This window comes from Streptomyces sp. LZ34 (genome assembly GCF_053890475.1).
The window spans coordinates 6338630-6354787 of record NZ_CM132680.1 but is presented as its reverse complement, the minus strand read 5'-3'; the positions used below and the strand labels follow the sequence as shown (position 1 = coordinate 6354787).

Genomic DNA, 16158 nt, shown 5'->3' with positions numbered 1-16158 from the left:
TCGTTCACCCTTCAACTAAGTTGAATCCTGAACGACCGAGGAGGCCGTCATGCCAGCTGTGACCGTAGACAACCCGTTGACCCTGCCCCGCGTCGCGGCACCCGCCGACGCCCAGCAGCGCCCCGTGCTCGCCGTCTCCACCGCTCCCAGCGGTTTCGAGGGTGAGGGCTTCCCGGTGCGGCGCGCCTTCGCGGGTATCGACTACAAGCACCTTGACCCGTTCATCATGATGGACCAGATGGGCGAGGTGGACTATCAGCCCGGGGAGCCGAAGGGAACCCCGTGGCACCCGCACCGCGGCTTCGAGACCGTCACGTACATCATCGACGGGATCTTCGACCACCACGACTCCAATGGCGGTGGCGGCACCATCACCAACGGCGACACCCAGTGGATGACGGCCGGCTCGGGCCTGCTGCACATCGAGGCGCCGCCGGAGCACCTCGTCATGTCCGGCGGTCTCTTCCACGGCCTCCAGCTGTGGGTGAACCTGCCGAAGAAGGACAAGATGATGCCGCCGCGCTACCAGGACATCCGCGGTGGCCAGGTCCAGCTGCTGACCTCTCCGGACGGCGGCGCGCTGCTGCGCGTCATCGCCGGTGAGCTGGACGGTCACAACGGGCCCGGCATCACGCACACCCCGATCACGATGGTGCACGCGACGCTGGCTCCGGGCGCCGAGATCAACCTGCCCTGGCGTGAGGACTTCAACGGCCTCGCGTATGTGCTGGCCGGCAAGGGTGCGGTCGGTGCCGAGCGCCGCCCGATCCACCTGGGTCAGACCGCCGTCTTCGGCGCCGGGTCTTCGCTGACCGTCCGCGCGGACGAGAAGCAGGACTCCCACACGCCGGACCTGGAGGTCGTGCTCCTCGGTGGCCGGCCGATCCGTGAGCCCATGGCTCACTACGGGCCGTTCGTGATGAACACCCGCGTGGAGCTCCAGCAGGCCTTCGAGGACTTCCAGAAGGGCCGGCTGGGGACGATTCCGGCGGTGCACGGGATGTCCGAGGGCGGACTGTAAGACTTGCCGGGACCACACGCGAACGAGCCCCGTCCGGACATGGACGGGGCTCGTCGGCGCTTACGGGCGGATCACCCGTCTTTCAGTGTTGCCTGGTTGTCTCAGTGTTGCCTGGCGTGACGACGCTTCCGGGTCAGATACGCGAATGCCGCGCCCGTACCGGCCAGCAGGGCACTGAGGGAGATGATCGTCAGCAGGCCGGACGTACCTGTGTTGGCCAGCGAACCGCCGCCTCCGCCAGTCTGGGGGCCCGGCTTGTTGGGCGGCACAGACGCGGGCGGCTCATGGGTCGGCGGCTCGGACGACGGCGGCTCGGACGACGGCGGAGTGGGCGTCGGCGTGGGAGTCGGCGTTTCCTTCTGGATGTACACGCCGGCGTCGATCGTGTGATCGACCTCTCCCGGCTTGTCCGGCGCCGTGACAGGTGCCTGTCCGTCGCACAGCTGCCCGGTCTTCGGCGGGGTCACATTGGAGTCATGTGCCCGCTTGTCACCGGCCCGCGGGAGCGTGAACCGCAGCTCGTCGGCCGACGGCTGATCCGGCACCTTGCTGGTGTCCGCGGTACACACATCGAACTCCACCGTGTACTTCGCACCCGGCTTGAGCTCGTAGTCGGCGCCGACCCCACCGAAGTAGTACTCGCCGGCGGCATCGGTCTTGGTCGTGGCGACCTGCTTGCCGCTGGAGTCCAGCAGGTTGACCGTCGCGTCCGGCAGCGGCACCTCGTTGGGACCCTCGGGGTCCTGGATCCCGTTGTGGTCGCCGTCGAACCACACACGGTTGCCGATCTGGATCGGCGCGTTCGCCGCCTCATAGGCGATATCGCCGAGCCCACCGGCCTTACCGAACCCGCTCTGTTCCCGACTGACGAACTGGTACGCGTTGGTGGTCGGAGCGTTGCCCGGGCCCTGACCGGTCGCGACGTCGTAGTAACCGGTCCCGGAGGTCGCGACGTTGACGGTCGGGTCGAATTCCGTGCTGACGACCCACTGCTGCTGCGGAATGTAGGCCACCGAACCCAGCGCGGTCTCCAGGTGCGCGCCGCGGAAGTAGTCGCCCGGGAAGTACTCGACGACACCGCTGCCCTGGCCGCCATCGGTGGCGGGGGTGGCGTGGTTGGGGCAACTCCCGGTGCCTTCCCACGAGTATCCACCGTCGGGATTGGCGCAGGCCATGTTGATGTCACCACCGGCCATGCCGTTTTCCGGGGTGTTGTTGAGCGGCCTCGGGTCCAGTCCACCCCAGCTCACGACGTCCATGAACCGGTCGCGGAAACCGAGGATCATCGAACCGTCGCGGGCGAAGGCGAGGGAGGCGAGCTCCGGCTGCGGATCGATGAAGACGTTGCCCACCTTCCGTTCGTCCCACGTGGCCAGGGAGGTGTTCCACGGGTTCCAGTGGGTGGCCTGGGCGACGTCGTCGGAACCGAAGACGGAGCCGCGCTTGGCGGTGAGCGGCTGGGTCAGCACGGTGTCGAACTGTTCGCCGTCGTAGGCGTAGACGACAGCTTTCAGGTCTTCGCGCTTCTGTGTGCTCTCCGCGCTGCACACGCCACCGACGTAGAGCTTGTTGTCGTGGACCTGAAGACCGAACGGCCGCCAGTCACCGGGGCTCGCGCAGCCCGGGTCCGGGATGCGCACCGTCGCTTCGGGTGCGGATGCCGTGGTACCGGTCGCGTCGAAGCTGACCAGTCTCCGGGTCAGCAGGTTCACCGCGTACAGCGTCGAGCCGTCCTCCGACAGGGCCAGGCCGCCGATGCTCTCCTTCCCCGGCGCATTGGTGAACCCGGCGTCCTTGTTCATGTTGGTGGCGTCGTGCGGCGTCACCGCGGCGCCCGGCACCTTCGCGAACAGGGTCGGCGTCCCACCGTTGGTCGGCGTGGTGTAGATCGCGTTACCGCCGTCCGGCCCGTACGGGGTGTACCGCCGGGCGAACGCGCCCTGGAACACCCGCTTCTGGTACTTGTCGTAGGCCAACGCGAACGTCGTGCCTACCTGGGCCTGCGTGTTGAGCGTGGTCGGGCACGCCGTGTCGCCAGGACACGTACCTCGTTTGTCCGTCCCGAACGCCACCAGTGCTCGCGTGTCTTGCGCGTCGGCAGTGTTCTGGATCGGCACGAAATACCGCGAGTCCGGCAGTGTGTAGTCGGCCGGGTTCCAGACCCCGGTAATGACCGAGTCGTCCTTACCGCCCGACACATTTACGAACGTCGTGAAGCTGTCGAAGTGGTTTTCCGCCGTCGAGGCCGGCGCCGCCTGCAGATACTTGTCGTACGGCGCCGGGATGGTGACGTCGACGCGGTACTGGCCGCCGGCCAGCTCGGTCGACTTCGAGATCACCACCTTTCCGGTGGCATCCGTGGTGCCGGTGACCCGATGGCCGGCCGGGTCCGATACCTCGACCTTCATGCCCTGCTGCGGCACATCCATGGTCGCGTTGATCACGCCGGTGCCGAAGAAATCCCGCAGCACCTCAACGGTCAGGGTGCCGTCACCAGTCGAAGCGGTGGCCGTCCCAACTGTCGCGCCCATGGCGCTGCCCAACAGCAAGGCAGTGCACAGGCCCACTCGCGCCAGCGGACCCGTATGCTTCCCGGCTGTCCGGCGTAATTCTCTACACACTTTTCGCACAGCCATCACTCTCCCCTCGTGATGTGAACCGACCACCCGCTTTTAGCCGTACATCCGCTTCCCGGCCCCGGGTGACACGTCGGCCATGAAAAGGGCCCACCGCTGTTTCGGTGGGCCCCGTCGTTCTTGGTCGTCTTGGCGGATGGAGCGGATTCAGGGACTCGGGAGTGCCTTCCCCAAGCCAGTTGCACTCGTCCTCGCTTCCCCACGCGGAAACAGCAACAAGAGTCTGGATAGCCATCCTGAACCGCCCGACCAGCGACGATACTGTAGCGGGTGGCCGCCAAGATCGGGGGGAGCAGAGGATGAAGGAGCGGAACAAGTTATCAATGCGTCACGTGCGGCGTATGAGAACAAAACAAGGTCCTTCACGGGGTGCGGCCGGCCGACGCCGATGGCTGCGGCCACGCTGGGTGGCGGTCGTCATTGGCGGTGTGGCCGTCGCGGTGGTCACGTTCCTGGTCGCGGGCAGCGGCTCCGCCCCCACCGGTCCAAGAGAATTGACCTCGGATGAGGCCAACCGTCTGGCGGTCACGCGGTTCCTCAACTACCAGGCGGGCGGGCGCGCCCTGACGATCAACGTGCCGGGCACCGCTGGTGGGCTGACCATCACCGGATCCATCGACTACCGCGGCAAGATCGGTTACGGCGTGGTGCGCGGCACCGGGCGCGATACGTCCAGCGACGGGCTGATCCAGTGGACGGCCACCACCGTGTTCGTCCACCCGATGACGAACACTCCGGCGAAGGCACCGGCACGGCCGCCGGGTTCGGGCTGGTACAGCCGTCCGCTGCAAAAGTACGGCAGTTCACTGGACAGTTCGCTGGCCATCGCGCTGAAGCTCGGGAGCGACCGGCCGGACAATGCCGAACTGCTGCCGCAGAACGGTGCCGCCTGGGTGGGAGAGGACCGGTTGGACGGGCATCAGGTGGACATCATGACCGGGCCGAGCGCCGCCCGTGCCACGACCGGTACGGCGAGTGCCGTGCCCACGACCGATACGGCGGGTGCCGTGCGCTACTGGATCGGCTCGGACGGCACCATGTACCGGGTTCGCGTCGGCGTGGCTTCCGCAGCGCAGCCGGTGGTCATCGATTTCGACACCCACAAGTACGTTCCGGTCCGGCCGGTACCCGGAGCCACCCCGACGCGGTAGCCGCCGCTCAGGACGTCCGCACCCGCGCGCCCGTGGCGAGCAGTGACGCCGACGGCAGCCGGATGTCTGCCGTGTCCGGTAGCGCCGGAACGGCCGGAACAGCGGTGGCTCCTGTGGTGGTGGCCTTCGGGAACTGCGGCTGTCGCCCAGGCGCCGCCACCTCGGTGAACGGGATACCGCCAGGTGCCGTCGGTTTCGCCCACGTGCCGGAGGGTGAGGGCGACCGGGCGGGACGCGGGCAGGACGCGGTTGTCGCGAGCCGGGCGGGCATCGTCGTTCGCAGCTCATTGCCGCGCAGGCAGTTGCCCCGTCCCTTCGTGGCGGTGGGGAACGTCCAGCCGACGTCAACGCTGTTGGCGGCGAAGGTGTTGTCCAGGATCTGGTTGCCGTTCGGCGGTATGTCGGCGGTCGCGGTGATCAGCAGCCCGGCGTTGCTGTTGTCGGCGATCCGGTTGCGGACGAACTGGTTGGCGTTGCCGCCGTCGACGCCGATGCCGATGCCCCACCCGCCGTCGGCCTGTTCGGGGGTGGCCGCCTGCTGGTTGGCCGCGATCAGGTTGCCCGCGATGACGGCATCCTTCTGCGGGAGCAACTTCTCCTGGTGGTCGGAGTTGGTGGTGAGTCCGACCCGGTTACCGACAAGGCGGTTGCCGACCACGTACATGTCGCCACTGGCATTGGTGCCTTCGTAACCGACCGCGTTGAGTTCGGCGATGTTGTCCCGCACCACAATGCGACAGGGCTTGCACTGTCCGACATAGATCCCCGAGTCGGCCGAGCCTGACGTGTACGAGTGCTCGATGACACCGTTTTGCGCGGAGAACGCGTAGATGCCGTACAGCCCGTTGCGGGTCGCGGTCACATGGGAGACCAGGAATGACTTCAGGAAGGTGACGGGCTCATCGCCGGTGTCGTAGCCGCCGGACTGCCCCGGCAATCCGGCAGCCGCCTTCGCGGAACCGGTGACCAGGACCCCGTTCTGCGTGTTGTTCTTCACCGTCAGGTTCTCCACGGCCACCCCGGGAGCGGCGACGACGATGCCGTTCGGCTGCCGCAGTCGCCCGTCGATGACGACCTTGTCCCGAGACTCGCCGCGAAGAGTGATGCGATCCGTGGATATCTTCACCGACTCGCGATACACGCCCGGCGCCACCAGTACGAGATCGCCGGGCCGAGCCAGAGACACCGCAGCCGAGATCGTCGGGGCGTCGGCCGGCACTTTGATCGTCACGTGCTCACCGGACGGTCGTCGGCCGTCGTCCGACCCGTCATCGTCTGCGCCGCAGCCGACCAGTACGGGCGCCAGTGTGCCGAGCACCGCGGCTATCAGGCGAAGACGGAGACGAGGCATGGCCCTCATCCTGGCACGACGCCGGCCAAGTCGCTGGCACCACAAGGGATATGGCACAGTTCACACTGTGCGCCAAGCCGACTCCCGCCCGTCACGCCGCGCGTTTCTCGGTGCCACCGGCACCGTGACTGCCGTCGGCCTCTCCGCCGGGTGCGAATCGCATTCCGCCCGGCCAGACCGGTCCGATGGCCCCGCGCCGACCCCGCCGGTGTCACCAACGGGCCGGTACCAGGCGGGCATCACGCTTCCGCAACCGGCCCAGCCGAACCTGCTGGCCGTGGTGGCCGACCTCGTCGATGCCGCGTCTGTCCGTCCGTTGCTGGCCGAACTCGGCGAGGCCATCCTCACACTCACCAAGGGGACCGACGCACGGCTGATGGGCCTGCCGCCGGGCGATCTGACCGTGACGATCGGGGTGGGCCCCCGACTGGTGCGCGGGGTCGATCCCGCCCTGCCCGGCGCGAAGGACCTCCCACGGTTCTCCCGCGAGCAGATCGCCCCACAGGCACGCGGCGGCGACCTGCTGATACAGATCTGCGCCGGCGACCCCTTGGTGTTATCGGTCGTGGCCGCGGCGCTTCTGGAGCAGGCCGGTGACCGGATACAGGAACGCTGGCGGCAGTCCGGAGGCCGCGGTTCGAACGTGCGAGTTGACAAGGGCCTTGCCGCGCCACGAAACCTCTTCGGATTCGTCGACGGCATCGTGGGCCCCCACACGAAGGACGAACAAGAACGCGACCTGTGGTTGTCCGGGCCGGCTCCGGTCGCCGGCGGCACCCTTGCCGTACTACGGCGCATGGAACTCGACCTGCCGCGGTTCGCCAAGCTGTCCGTCGCCGAACAGGAAGCGGTCTTCGGCCGGCGCCGAGCCACCGGCGTGCCCCTCTCCGGTGGCACCATCGCCTCGGGCCCGGACCTCGGCGCCAAAACGCCGGACGGACGCTACCTCGTCCCGGCAGACGCCCATGCCCGCAGAGCGCACGCCACCGCGGTCGGCGTCGGCCTCATGCTCCGTCGCTCCTACAGCACCGACGGACCCGCCCCCGGCCTGCTCTTCATCAGCTTCCAGAACGACATACGGACATTTACCAACACCCTCACCCGTATGGACAATTCCGACGCCCTGCTGGAATTCACGACCACGACCGCCAGTGCGAGCTTCCTGATACTTCCCGGTTTCGACCGACAACACCCGCTAGGTGCCCGGCTCTTCCGCTAGCCCGCCGAGCCCGGCACGTCCGGCCTCGTCTCGTACAGCTCGTACCAGATGCACTTGCCGTCGCCGCGCGGGTCCACCCCCCACGCGTCGGCGAGCATCTCCATCAGCATCAGCCCGCGCCCCGAGGACGCCAGTTCGCCCGGGCGGCGGCGGTGCGGGAGTTCGTCGCTGCCGTCGGCGACGTCCAGGCGCAGCTTTCTGGCGCCGGGCCGTCCGCTGACCTCGGCGACCAGGAGGGCGTCGCCGTCGGTGTGCACCAGGACGTTGGTGACCATCTCGGAGAGCATCAGCACCGCCGACTCCACCTGGTCCCGGTCGGTCCAGTCGTGGAGCATGTCGCGCAGCTGCTGCCGGGCCTCGGCTATGCGCTCCGGCTCGGCCTGGGCGACCGTGACGGCCGTGCGCCGCACCGGGGCCGAGCCGGGGCCCACCAGGCACACCTCGGCGTCGCGCCGGATCAGGAGCAGGGCTATGTCGTCCTCGCGGCGGTCGGCGAGATGGCCGGTGGTGTGGTGGGAGGGCGGCCCGTGCACCGCCTGGACCAGGGCCTCGGCGAGCGCGTCGAGATCGTCGGCGTCCAGGGCGGCCAGGGCGGCGGGGGAGGCCACGCCCACGCCCGCTGTCGCGTCCACGGCGGCCGTGATGGTCGCGGCGCACGAGGCGGGGTCCGCGGCGTCCCCGGCGTCCGCGGCTTGGTCCGGGACCGTGCGCTCGAAGACGCCCCGGATCCGGTCCCAGCCCGACTCCACGTCGTGTCCGCCGGTCTCGATCAGCCCGTCCGTACACATCAGCAGCGTCTCGCCGGGCTCCAGCACCACCCGGGTGGTGGGGTAGTCGGTGTCCGGGTCGACACCCAGCGGCAGCCCGCCCGCGGTGGGGCGGATCATCATGGTGCCGTCGGAGAGCCGGACCGCCGGGTCGGGGTGGCCCGCGCGGGCGATGTCCAGCGTGCCGGCGACCGGGTCCACCTCCATGTACAGGCAGGTCGCGAAGCGCGGATCGTAGGCGGCCTCGCCGCCGGGGCCCGGCGGCTCGGCGAGCCCGGCCAGAAAGCGGGAGGCGCGGGAGAGCACCGCGTCGGGGTGGTGTCCCTCCGAGGCGTACGCGCGGACCGCGACCCTGAGCTGCCCCATGATCCCGGCGGCGCGCACATCGTGGCCCTGGACATCGCCGATGACCAGCGCGGTACGGCCCGAGGGCAGCCCGATCACGTCGTACCAGTCGCCGCCCACCTGTAGCCCGCCGCCCGTCGGCACATAGCGCGCGGCCACCGTGAGACCCGGGATGGCCGGCTTGTCGGCGGGCAGCATCGAGCGCTGGAGGCCGTCCGTCAGCTCGCGCTCCGTCTCCTGGAGCGAGGCCCGCGACAGCGCCTGGGCGAGCATCCGCGCGACCGTGGTGAGCACCGAGCGCTCGTCGGGCGAGAAGGACACCGGGTGCGCGAAGCTCGCCATCCAGGCGCCGATCGTGCGGCCCGCGACGATCAGCGGCAGAAAGGACCAGGCCCGGCGGGCGACCGGCCGGGTGCGGGCCCAGGAACCCGGGAACCGGTCCCGGTAGTCCTCCGGGCCGGGCAGATAGATCGCCCGGCCGGTGCGGATCACCTCGGCGGCCGGGCAGTCGGCGTCCAGCGGCTGAGCGGTGAAGGGGCGCTCGTCCCCCGCCGGGTCCCCGTGGCGGCCGATCAGCGAGATCCGGTCGCCCTTGATCCCGAAGACCGCGAGCCCGTCCGGCGAGAAGCCCGGCATCGACAGGCCCGCCGCCACCCGCAGCACCTCGGCGGTCGAGGGCGCCTCGGCGAGCGCGCGCCCCGCGTCCAGCAGAAACGCCTCGCGGTTGCGCCGCCAGTCGCCGGTGACGGGGGCCAGGGCCACCGCGGAGGTGCCGGGCAGCGTCTCGGGCACCTCCTGGAGGGTGCCGACCAGGTTGTAGCCGTTCTCCGCGCCCCGTCTGCCGGGGTCGCCGCCCTGTATCACCGGCCGGCACCGGGTGCGCACCGTGCGCAGCACCCGGCCCTTCTCGTCCACGACGCGCACCCGGGCCTCGGCGAGGGTGCCCTCGGCCACCGCGAGATTCACGATCGCCTTGACCTCCACCCAGTCCACCGGGTGGAAGCAGGCGCGGGCGGCGGACTCGGGGAGGGTGACGGGCTCCGCGGGCAGTCCCACCAGCCGGGCCGCCTCCGCGTCGTAGCTCACGGCGCCCGAGACAGTGTCCCAGCGCCATAGGCCGGTCGCGAGGGCGGCGAGCAGATCCTCGGTGCGCATTGGGCCACCATATGGGGATATGCGGTGGCCTTACCAGTGAGGGGCGCGGCGCCGGTAGGCTTGCCGAGAAGCTTTTCGAGGGTGCGTAGGCTTCCCCGACCCAACGACCGACCAAACGACTTGGATGAACGATGCATCGGTACCGGTCCCACACCTGCGGCGAGCTCCGCGCCGCTGACGTCGACACCGACGTGCGGCTCTCCGGCTGGCTGCACAATCGGCGGAACCTGGGCGGCATCCTCTTCATCGATCTTCGCGACCACTATGGCCTGGTCCAGCTGGTCGTCCGCCCGGACACCCCGGCGAACGAGGCGCTGAGCTCGATCTCCAAGGAGACCGTCGTCCGCGTGGACGGCAAGGTCATCGCCCGTGGCGCGGAGAACGTCAACCCCGACCTGCCCACCGGCCAGATCGAGGTCGAGGTCACCGGCGTCGAGGTGCTCGGCGGCGCCGACCCGCTGCCCTTCACCGTCTTCCCCGAGGACGGGGTGAACGAGGAGCGGCGCCTGGAGTACCGCTTCCTGGACCTGCGCCGCGAGCGCATGCACCGCAACATCATGCTGCGCTCCGCCGTGATCTCCGCGATCCGGCAGAAGATGACCGCGCAGGGCTTCAACGAGCTGGCGACCCCGATCCTGTCCGCCACCTCGCCCGAGGGCGCGCGGGACTTCCTGGTGCCCTCCCGGCTGCACGCGGGCAAGTTCTACGCGCTGCCGCAGGCCCCGCAGCAGTTCAAGCAGCTGCTGATGATCGCGGGCTTCGACCGCTACTTCCAGATCGCGCCCTGCTTCCGCGACGAGGACGCCCGCGCCGACCGCTCGCCGGGCGAGTTCTACCAGCTCGACGTCGAGATGAGCTTCGTCGAGCAGGAGGACGTCTTCCAGGTCATCGAGAAGGTGATGACCGAGCTGTTCGAGGAGTTCGGCGGCGGCCGCCATGTCACCTCGCCGTTCCCGCGGATCCCGTTCCGCGAGGCCATGCTGAAGTACGGCTCCGACAAGCCGGACCTGCGCGCCCAGCTGGAGCTGGTGGACGTCAGCCATGTCTTCGCCGACTCCGGCTTCAAGGCGTTCGCGGGCAAGCATGTGCGCGCGCTGGCCGTGCCGGACACCGCCGACCAGCCGCGGAAGTTCTTCGACCAGATGGGCGAGTTCGCCGTCGAGCAGGGCGCGAAGGGGCTGGCCTGGGTCCGGATCGGCGAGGACGCCAAGCTGACCGGGCCGATCGCGAAGTTCCTCACCGACGAGGACGTCGAGAAGCTGATCGCCGAGGTCGAGGGCAAGCCGGGCACGGCGGTCTTCTTCGGCGCCGGCGAGTTCGACGAGGTCTCCAAGATCATGGGCGCGGTGCGGGTCGAGGCCGCGCGCCGGGCCGGGCACTTCGAGGAGAACGTCTTCCGCTTCTGCTGGATCGTCGACTTCCCGATGTTCGAGCGGAACGAGGACACCGGCCAGATCGAGTTCTCGCACAACCCCTTCTCCATGCCGCAGGGCGGCATCGAGGCGCTGCGGACCAAGGACCCGCTCGACATTCTGGCCTGGCAGTACGACATCGTCTGCAACGGTACGGAGCTGTCCTCGGGCGCCATCCGGAACCACGAGCCGGATGTGATGTACAAGGCGTTCGAGATCGCGGGCTACTCCAGGGAAGAGGTGGAGCGCGAGTTCGGTGGCATGCTGCGCGCCTTCCACTTCGGCGCCCCGCCGCACGGCGGCATCGCCCCGGGCGTGGACCGCATCGTGATGCTGCTGGCCGACGAGCCGAACATCCGCGAGACCATCGCCTTCCCGCTCAACGGCAACGCGCTGGACCTGCTGATGGGCGCGCCCAGCGAGGTGGACGAGGCGCGGCTGCGGGAGCTGCACCTGTCGATCCGTAAGCCGCAGATCAAGCAGGCGGACAAGGGCGGCGACAAGGCCGGCGACAAGGCGGCGGGCGAGTCCGGCCAGTAGCCACGAGCTCGGCTGAGCCCCCGTCGGGCCCTGTCTGGGCCTTATCTGGGCCTCGCGTCCGCTTCCGGCGGAACGCGGGGCAACCAGGTGCCTATCCCAACGGGTTCCCTGAATGTGAATGACAATCTGAGTGTCGTAACAATGTCTGCCGAACGGGTGGAGCGGGCGGTACGGACCGGGGCCGGGCCCCGGCGCCGGCCCGCCCGCAGGGCCGTGGCCCTCGTGGCGACGGCCCTCGCCATCGCCACGCTCGCCGGTTGCGGGGCGTCGGCGGGCACTCCGTCCGGCGGCGCCGAGCCCAGAGCCGGCGCGGCCGCCGCTGACGCCTCCGCCGGAAAGCAGAGTGCGGCACCCGGGCCCGGCGCCACGGCCCAGCGGCCCGCCCCCGCCGCGCTGCGCAACGATCTGCCCGGGCTCGGCCCCCGTACCCTCGCCAAGGTGCCCGACAACGCCCGTCAGGTGGTGGTCGTGACCGGCGAGGGCCGCGACTCCTCCCGCGCGACCGTGGTGGTCTACCAGCGGCGCAACCCCGACGGCGACCCGGACATGGCCGCGGGCGCCGACTGGCGGGCCGTCGCCACCTGGGACGCGCACAACGCCCGGAAGGGCTGGACCGGCCACCACGTCACCGGCGATCTGCGCTCCCCGATCGGCGTCTTCCCTCTCACCGACGCGGGCGGTCGCCTCCCGGACCCCGGCACCCGGCTGTCGTACGACCGGTCCAGCGGCTTCACCATCGGCGGCACCGGCTTCGAGGGCGAGTCGCTCGCCGGGTCCTTCGACTACGTCGTGGCCATCAACTACAACCGCAAGGCGGGCACTTCCCCGCGCGACTGGACCAGGCCGCTCGGCCAGAAGCGGGGCGGCGGCATCTGGTTCCATGTGGACCACGGCGGGCCCACGCAGGGCTGCGTCAGCATCTCCAAGAAGCACATGAAGAAGCTGCTGCTCATCCTGGACCCGGCGCGGCACCCCGTCGTGGTGATGGGCGACGCGGCCTCGCTGGCCCGCTGACCCCCCGTCCCCGGCAGCCGCGGAACCCCTCCGGGGCACACGGTTTTCACAGCCTGCTGCCATGCCCCTGCCAGGTTGTGCTCCTAGCGTCCCCTGCCATGACTGAGGACTTCAGCGAAGCCCGGAACGACGCCCGGGAGAACGACGCCACGGGCCCCGCGCACAAGCGCGACATGAGCAGACGCCGGATGATCGTCGCGGGTGGCGCGGCGGTCGCGGCGACCGGCATCGGGGCGGCGCTCGCCGCCGGCGCGTCGGCGAGCGAGACGTCGTCGGGCTCCGCCTCCGCCGCCTCCCCCTCCGCGAGCTCGACGGCCACGTCGGGGGAGGTCTGTTACCGGCTCACCTCGGAGACCACCGAAGGGCCGTACTACATCGACGCGGACAAGATCCGTAAAGACATCACCGAGGGCAAGGAGGGCATCCCGATGACCCTCCGGCTCAAGGTGATCGACTCCGACACCTGCAAACCGGTGCGGAAGGCCGCGGTCGATATCTGGCACTGCGACGCCCTGGGGCTCTACTCCGGCTACGAGAGCTCCAGCACCGGCGGCGGCACCCCTCCGACCGGTACCCCTCCGACGGGCACCCCGCCCACCGGCACCCCCACCGACGCGCCCACCGGCACCCCGCCGGGCGGGGGCGGGGGACACCAGGAGCCCACCGACGACAAGCGCTATCTGCGCGGCACCCAGCTCACCGACCAGCACGGCTTCGTCGAGTTCCGCACCGTCTTCCCCGGCTGGTACCGGGGCCGCTGCGTGCATGTCCACACCAAGGTCCACGTCGGCGGCACCCTCACCGACTCCGGGTACGAGGGCGGCCACGCCTGCCACACCGGCCAGCTCTTCTTCGCCGAGGAGGCCGTGCTCGCCTCCGCCGAGGTCGCCCCGTACAGCACCAGCACCACCGAGCGCACGACCCTCGACGAGGACACGATCTACCCCGGCAACGGGGCCCAGGGCGGGCTGCTCACCCTGAAGTACAAGAAGGGCCGGATCGAGAAGGGCGTCGTCGCCACCCTCACCCTGGGCGTGGACCCCGACACGACCCACGACGGCACCGGCCTGTGAGGGCTCAGTACACGAAGTGCTCGGTGAGCCGCCGATCCACCCCGCACGGGTCCGTACGCTCCGCGCGGGCGGCCCGGTGCACCGCGCGCAGCAGGCGTCTCGGCGTGGCACGGTGCTGCCACAGCACGGCCCGTACGCCGTACTCCACGACCGTCATCAGCTCCGTCTCGCGCAGCTCCCCCGTGATCAGCACCACCCGCTGCTCGCCGCCCCGCACCAGGCGGCGCAGCTCGGCGCCCGCGCGGGCGTCCAGGCGCTCGGCGAGCATGACGGCCACGGTGCCGCGCGGCTCGTCGCTGAACGGACGCGGACGGTCGATCAGTTCGACGGTGGGCTGGTGCCGCAGATGACGCACGACCCCGGCCCGCGAGAGCGGGTCGGGGCCGTGGACCGTCACCGTGACACGTGGTGCGTCGGGCACTGCGCTCCTCGACCTCCCTGTGGATGGACTCCACAGGTTGGTCGAACGCGCTAAACGAACGGTTGTCGAGCGATCAACGACGCGAAGGGGTGGCGGGCCCGGCCCGCCACCCCTTCGCGTCTCACGCTCTTGTCGCTACGCGACGGGCTTCCCCTCGGTCTCCACCCCGGTCGGCGCCCCGGTCCCCACTCCGCCGTTGGCCTGCTGCGGCGCACCGCCGAAGCGCTCCCGGTAGGACTCCAGGTCCTCCTCGGTGATCTTGGCGAAGAGCACCGGCGGCACGGTGAAGGCCGTACCGGCCGGGACGGAGGCGAGCGCCGTGGCCTCTTCCTGGCTCACCCACCGCGCCGTGTCGTCCGCCAGCGAGAACGCCGACCGCATGGCCCGCGCGGAGGCCGGGATGAAGGGCTCGGAGACGACCGCGTACAGGTGGATGAGGTTCATCGCCGTACGGAGGGTGAGGGCCGCGCCCTCCTGGTCGGTCTTGATCTCCAGCCAGGGCGCCTTCTCCTCCAGGTAGGAGTTGCCCGCGCTCCACAGGGCGCGCAGCGCGGCCGCGGCCTTGCGGAACTGGAGCGCTTCCATGTGCTCCGCGTACTCCGCGAGCAGCCGCGCGATCTCCTCGCCGAGGCGCGCCTCGGCCTCGCCGGCGGCCTTCCCGGCCGGGACCTCGTCACCGAACCGCTTGCGGGAGAACGACAGCACGCGGTTGACGAAGTTGCCGAGGGTGTCCGCCAGGTCCTTGTTGACCGTGGCGGCGAAGTGCTCCCAGGTGAAGGACGTGTCGTCCGACTCCGGGGCGTTCGCCATCAGGAAGTAGCGCCAGTAGTCGGCGGGCAGCAGCTCCAGCGCGGCGTCCGTGAACACCCCGCGCTTCTGGGAGGTCGAGAACTTGCCGCCGTAGTACGTCAGCCAGTTGAACGCCTTGACGTAGTCGACCTTCTTCCACGCGTCGCGGGTGCCCAGCAGCGTCGCCGGGAACATCACCGTGTGGAACGGGACGTTGTCCTTGGCCATGAACTCGGTGTAGCGGACCGTCTGGTCCACGTCGTACCACCACGACTTCCAGTCGCGGTTCGCCGGGTCCAGGTCCGACCACTCCTTCGTCGCGCCGATGTACTCGATCGGGGCGTCGAACCATACGTAGAAGACCTTGCCCTCGGCGGCGAGATCCGGCCAGGTGTCGGCCGGAACCGGCACGCCCCAGTCCAGGTCACGGGTGATCGCGCGGTCCTGTAGCCCCTCATTGAGCCACTTGCGGGCGATCGAGGACGCGAGCGTCGGCCAGTCCTTGCCGTGCTCGTCCACCCACGCCGCGACCTCTCCCGCCAGCTTCGACTGGAGCAGGAACAGGTGCTTGGTCTCGCGGATCTCCAGATCGCTGCTGCCGCTGATCGCCGAGCGCGGATTGATCAGGTCCGTCGGGTCCAGCACGCGGGTGCAGTTCTCGCACTGGTCGCCGCGCGCCTTGTCGTACCCGCAGTGCGGGCAGGTGCCCTCGATGTAGCGGTCGGGGAGGAAGCGGTCGTCGGCGTTCGAGTACACCTGGCGGATCGAGCGCTCCTCGATGAAGCCATTGGCTTTCAGCTCGCGCGCGATGGTCTGGGTGATCTCCACGTTCTGCGGGGAGGAGCTGCGGCCGAAGTAGTCGAAGGCCAGACCGAAGCCGTCGTAGACCGCCTTCTGCGCGTCGTGCTGCTGCGCGCAGAACTCGTCCACCGGCAGGCCCGCCTCCTTGGCGGCCAGCTCGGCGGGGGTGCCGTGCTCGTCCGTGGCGCAGATGTACAGGACGTCGTGGCCTCGCTGGCGCATATAGCGGGCGTAGACGTCGGCCGGGAGCATGGACCCCACCATGTTGCCCAGGTGCTTGATCCCGTTGATGTAGGGAAGGGCGCTGGTGATGAGGTGTCGAGCCATCGCGGGCTGCTCCCGGGTCGATGCAGTGGGTGACATGTCGCTCTGCGAGCACGCTGCGAGCACTCTGTGAGCTATGTGCCGAGCTGCTCTGTGAGCCGTCATTATCGTATCCGAGCGGCGGGGGCCACCCGCGCGG

11 protein-coding genes are annotated in these 16158 nt (G+C 69.8%); 6 read left to right on the top strand and 5 right to left on the bottom strand.

Features of this window, described 5'->3' with window-relative positions; genetic code table 11:
* Positions 1-49: 49 nt before the first annotated feature.
* Complete coding sequence (locus ACWY4P_RS25835) at positions 50-1021, top strand: pirin family protein (RefSeq protein WP_456202700.1); 972 nt, start codon at positions 50-52, stop codon at positions 1019-1021.
* A gap of 101 nt (positions 1022-1122) precedes the next feature.
* On the opposite strand, the gene ACWY4P_RS25830 is transcribed toward ACWY4P_RS25835, so the two are convergent.
* On the bottom strand, positions 1123-3552 hold the full coding sequence (locus ACWY4P_RS25830; protein WP_456213056.1) for an SdrD B-like domain-containing protein: 2430 nt from the start codon (positions 3550-3552) through the stop codon (positions 1123-1125).
* 533 nt (positions 3553-4085) lie between these two features.
* Here ACWY4P_RS25830 and ACWY4P_RS25825 point away from each other — a divergent pair.
* Positions 4086-4808 (top strand): hypothetical protein, encoded by a 723-nt coding sequence (locus ACWY4P_RS25825; RefSeq protein ID WP_456202699.1) that lies wholly within the window; start codon positions 4086-4088, stop codon positions 4806-4808.
* Positions 4809-4815: 7 nt separating this feature from the next.
* On the opposite strand, the gene ACWY4P_RS25820 is transcribed toward ACWY4P_RS25825, so the two are convergent.
* Positions 4816-6159 carry a right-handed parallel beta-helix repeat-containing protein gene (locus tag ACWY4P_RS25820; RefSeq protein WP_456202698.1) on the bottom strand — a complete coding sequence of 448 codons (1344 nt, stop codon included), beginning with the start codon at positions 6157-6159 and terminating at the stop codon, positions 4816-4818.
* A gap of 67 nt (positions 6160-6226) precedes the next feature.
* Here ACWY4P_RS25820 and ACWY4P_RS25815 point away from each other — a divergent pair, with 67 nt between their 5' ends.
* The gene (locus ACWY4P_RS25815) at positions 6227-7378 is read left to right on the top strand and encodes a Dyp-type peroxidase (protein WP_456213055.1); all 1152 of its coding nucleotides are present in this window, start codon (positions 6227-6229) and stop codon (positions 7376-7378) included.
* On the opposite strand, the gene ACWY4P_RS25810 is transcribed toward ACWY4P_RS25815, so the two are convergent.
* Positions 7375-9645: an ATP-binding SpoIIE family protein phosphatase gene (locus tag ACWY4P_RS25810; protein ID WP_456202697.1), complete on the bottom strand. Its 2271-nt coding sequence runs from the start codon at positions 9643-9645 to the stop codon at positions 7375-7377. The genes ACWY4P_RS25815 and ACWY4P_RS25810 overlap by 4 nt on opposite strands.
* A 131-nt stretch (positions 9646-9776) precedes the next feature.
* Here ACWY4P_RS25810 and aspS point away from each other — a divergent pair, with 131 nt between their 5' ends.
* From aspS to ACWY4P_RS25795, 3 genes are all read left to right on the top strand, one after another.
* Positions 9777-11597: an aspartate--tRNA ligase gene (gene aspS / locus ACWY4P_RS25805; RefSeq protein WP_456202696.1), complete on the top strand. Its 1821-nt coding sequence runs from the start codon at positions 9777-9779 to the stop codon at positions 11595-11597.
* Positions 11598-11738: 141 nt separating this feature from the next.
* On the top strand, positions 11739-12611 hold the full coding sequence (locus ACWY4P_RS25800) for a L,D-transpeptidase family protein (protein ID WP_456202695.1): 873 nt from the start codon (positions 11739-11741) through the stop codon (positions 12609-12611).
* Between the two features lie 98 nt (positions 12612-12709).
* Positions 12710-13684 (top strand): intradiol ring-cleavage dioxygenase, encoded by a 975-nt coding sequence (locus ACWY4P_RS25795; protein ID WP_456202694.1) that lies wholly within the window; start codon positions 12710-12712, stop codon positions 13682-13684.
* Positions 13685-13688: 4 nt separating this feature from the next.
* On the opposite strand, the gene ACWY4P_RS25790 is transcribed toward ACWY4P_RS25795, so the two are convergent.
* Together ACWY4P_RS25790 and metG are read right to left on the bottom strand one after the other, a co-directional pair.
* Positions 13689-14105, bottom strand: coding sequence for a DNA-binding response regulator (locus ACWY4P_RS25790; protein WP_456202693.1), 417 nt, complete (start codon positions 14103-14105; stop codon positions 13689-13691).
* Positions 14106-14240: 135 nt separating this feature from the next.
* The gene (gene metG, locus ACWY4P_RS25785) at positions 14241-16022 is read right to left on the bottom strand and encodes a methionine--tRNA ligase (protein WP_456202692.1); all 1782 of its coding nucleotides are present in this window, start codon (positions 16020-16022) and stop codon (positions 14241-14243) included.
* Positions 16023-16158: the final 136 nt, after the last annotated feature.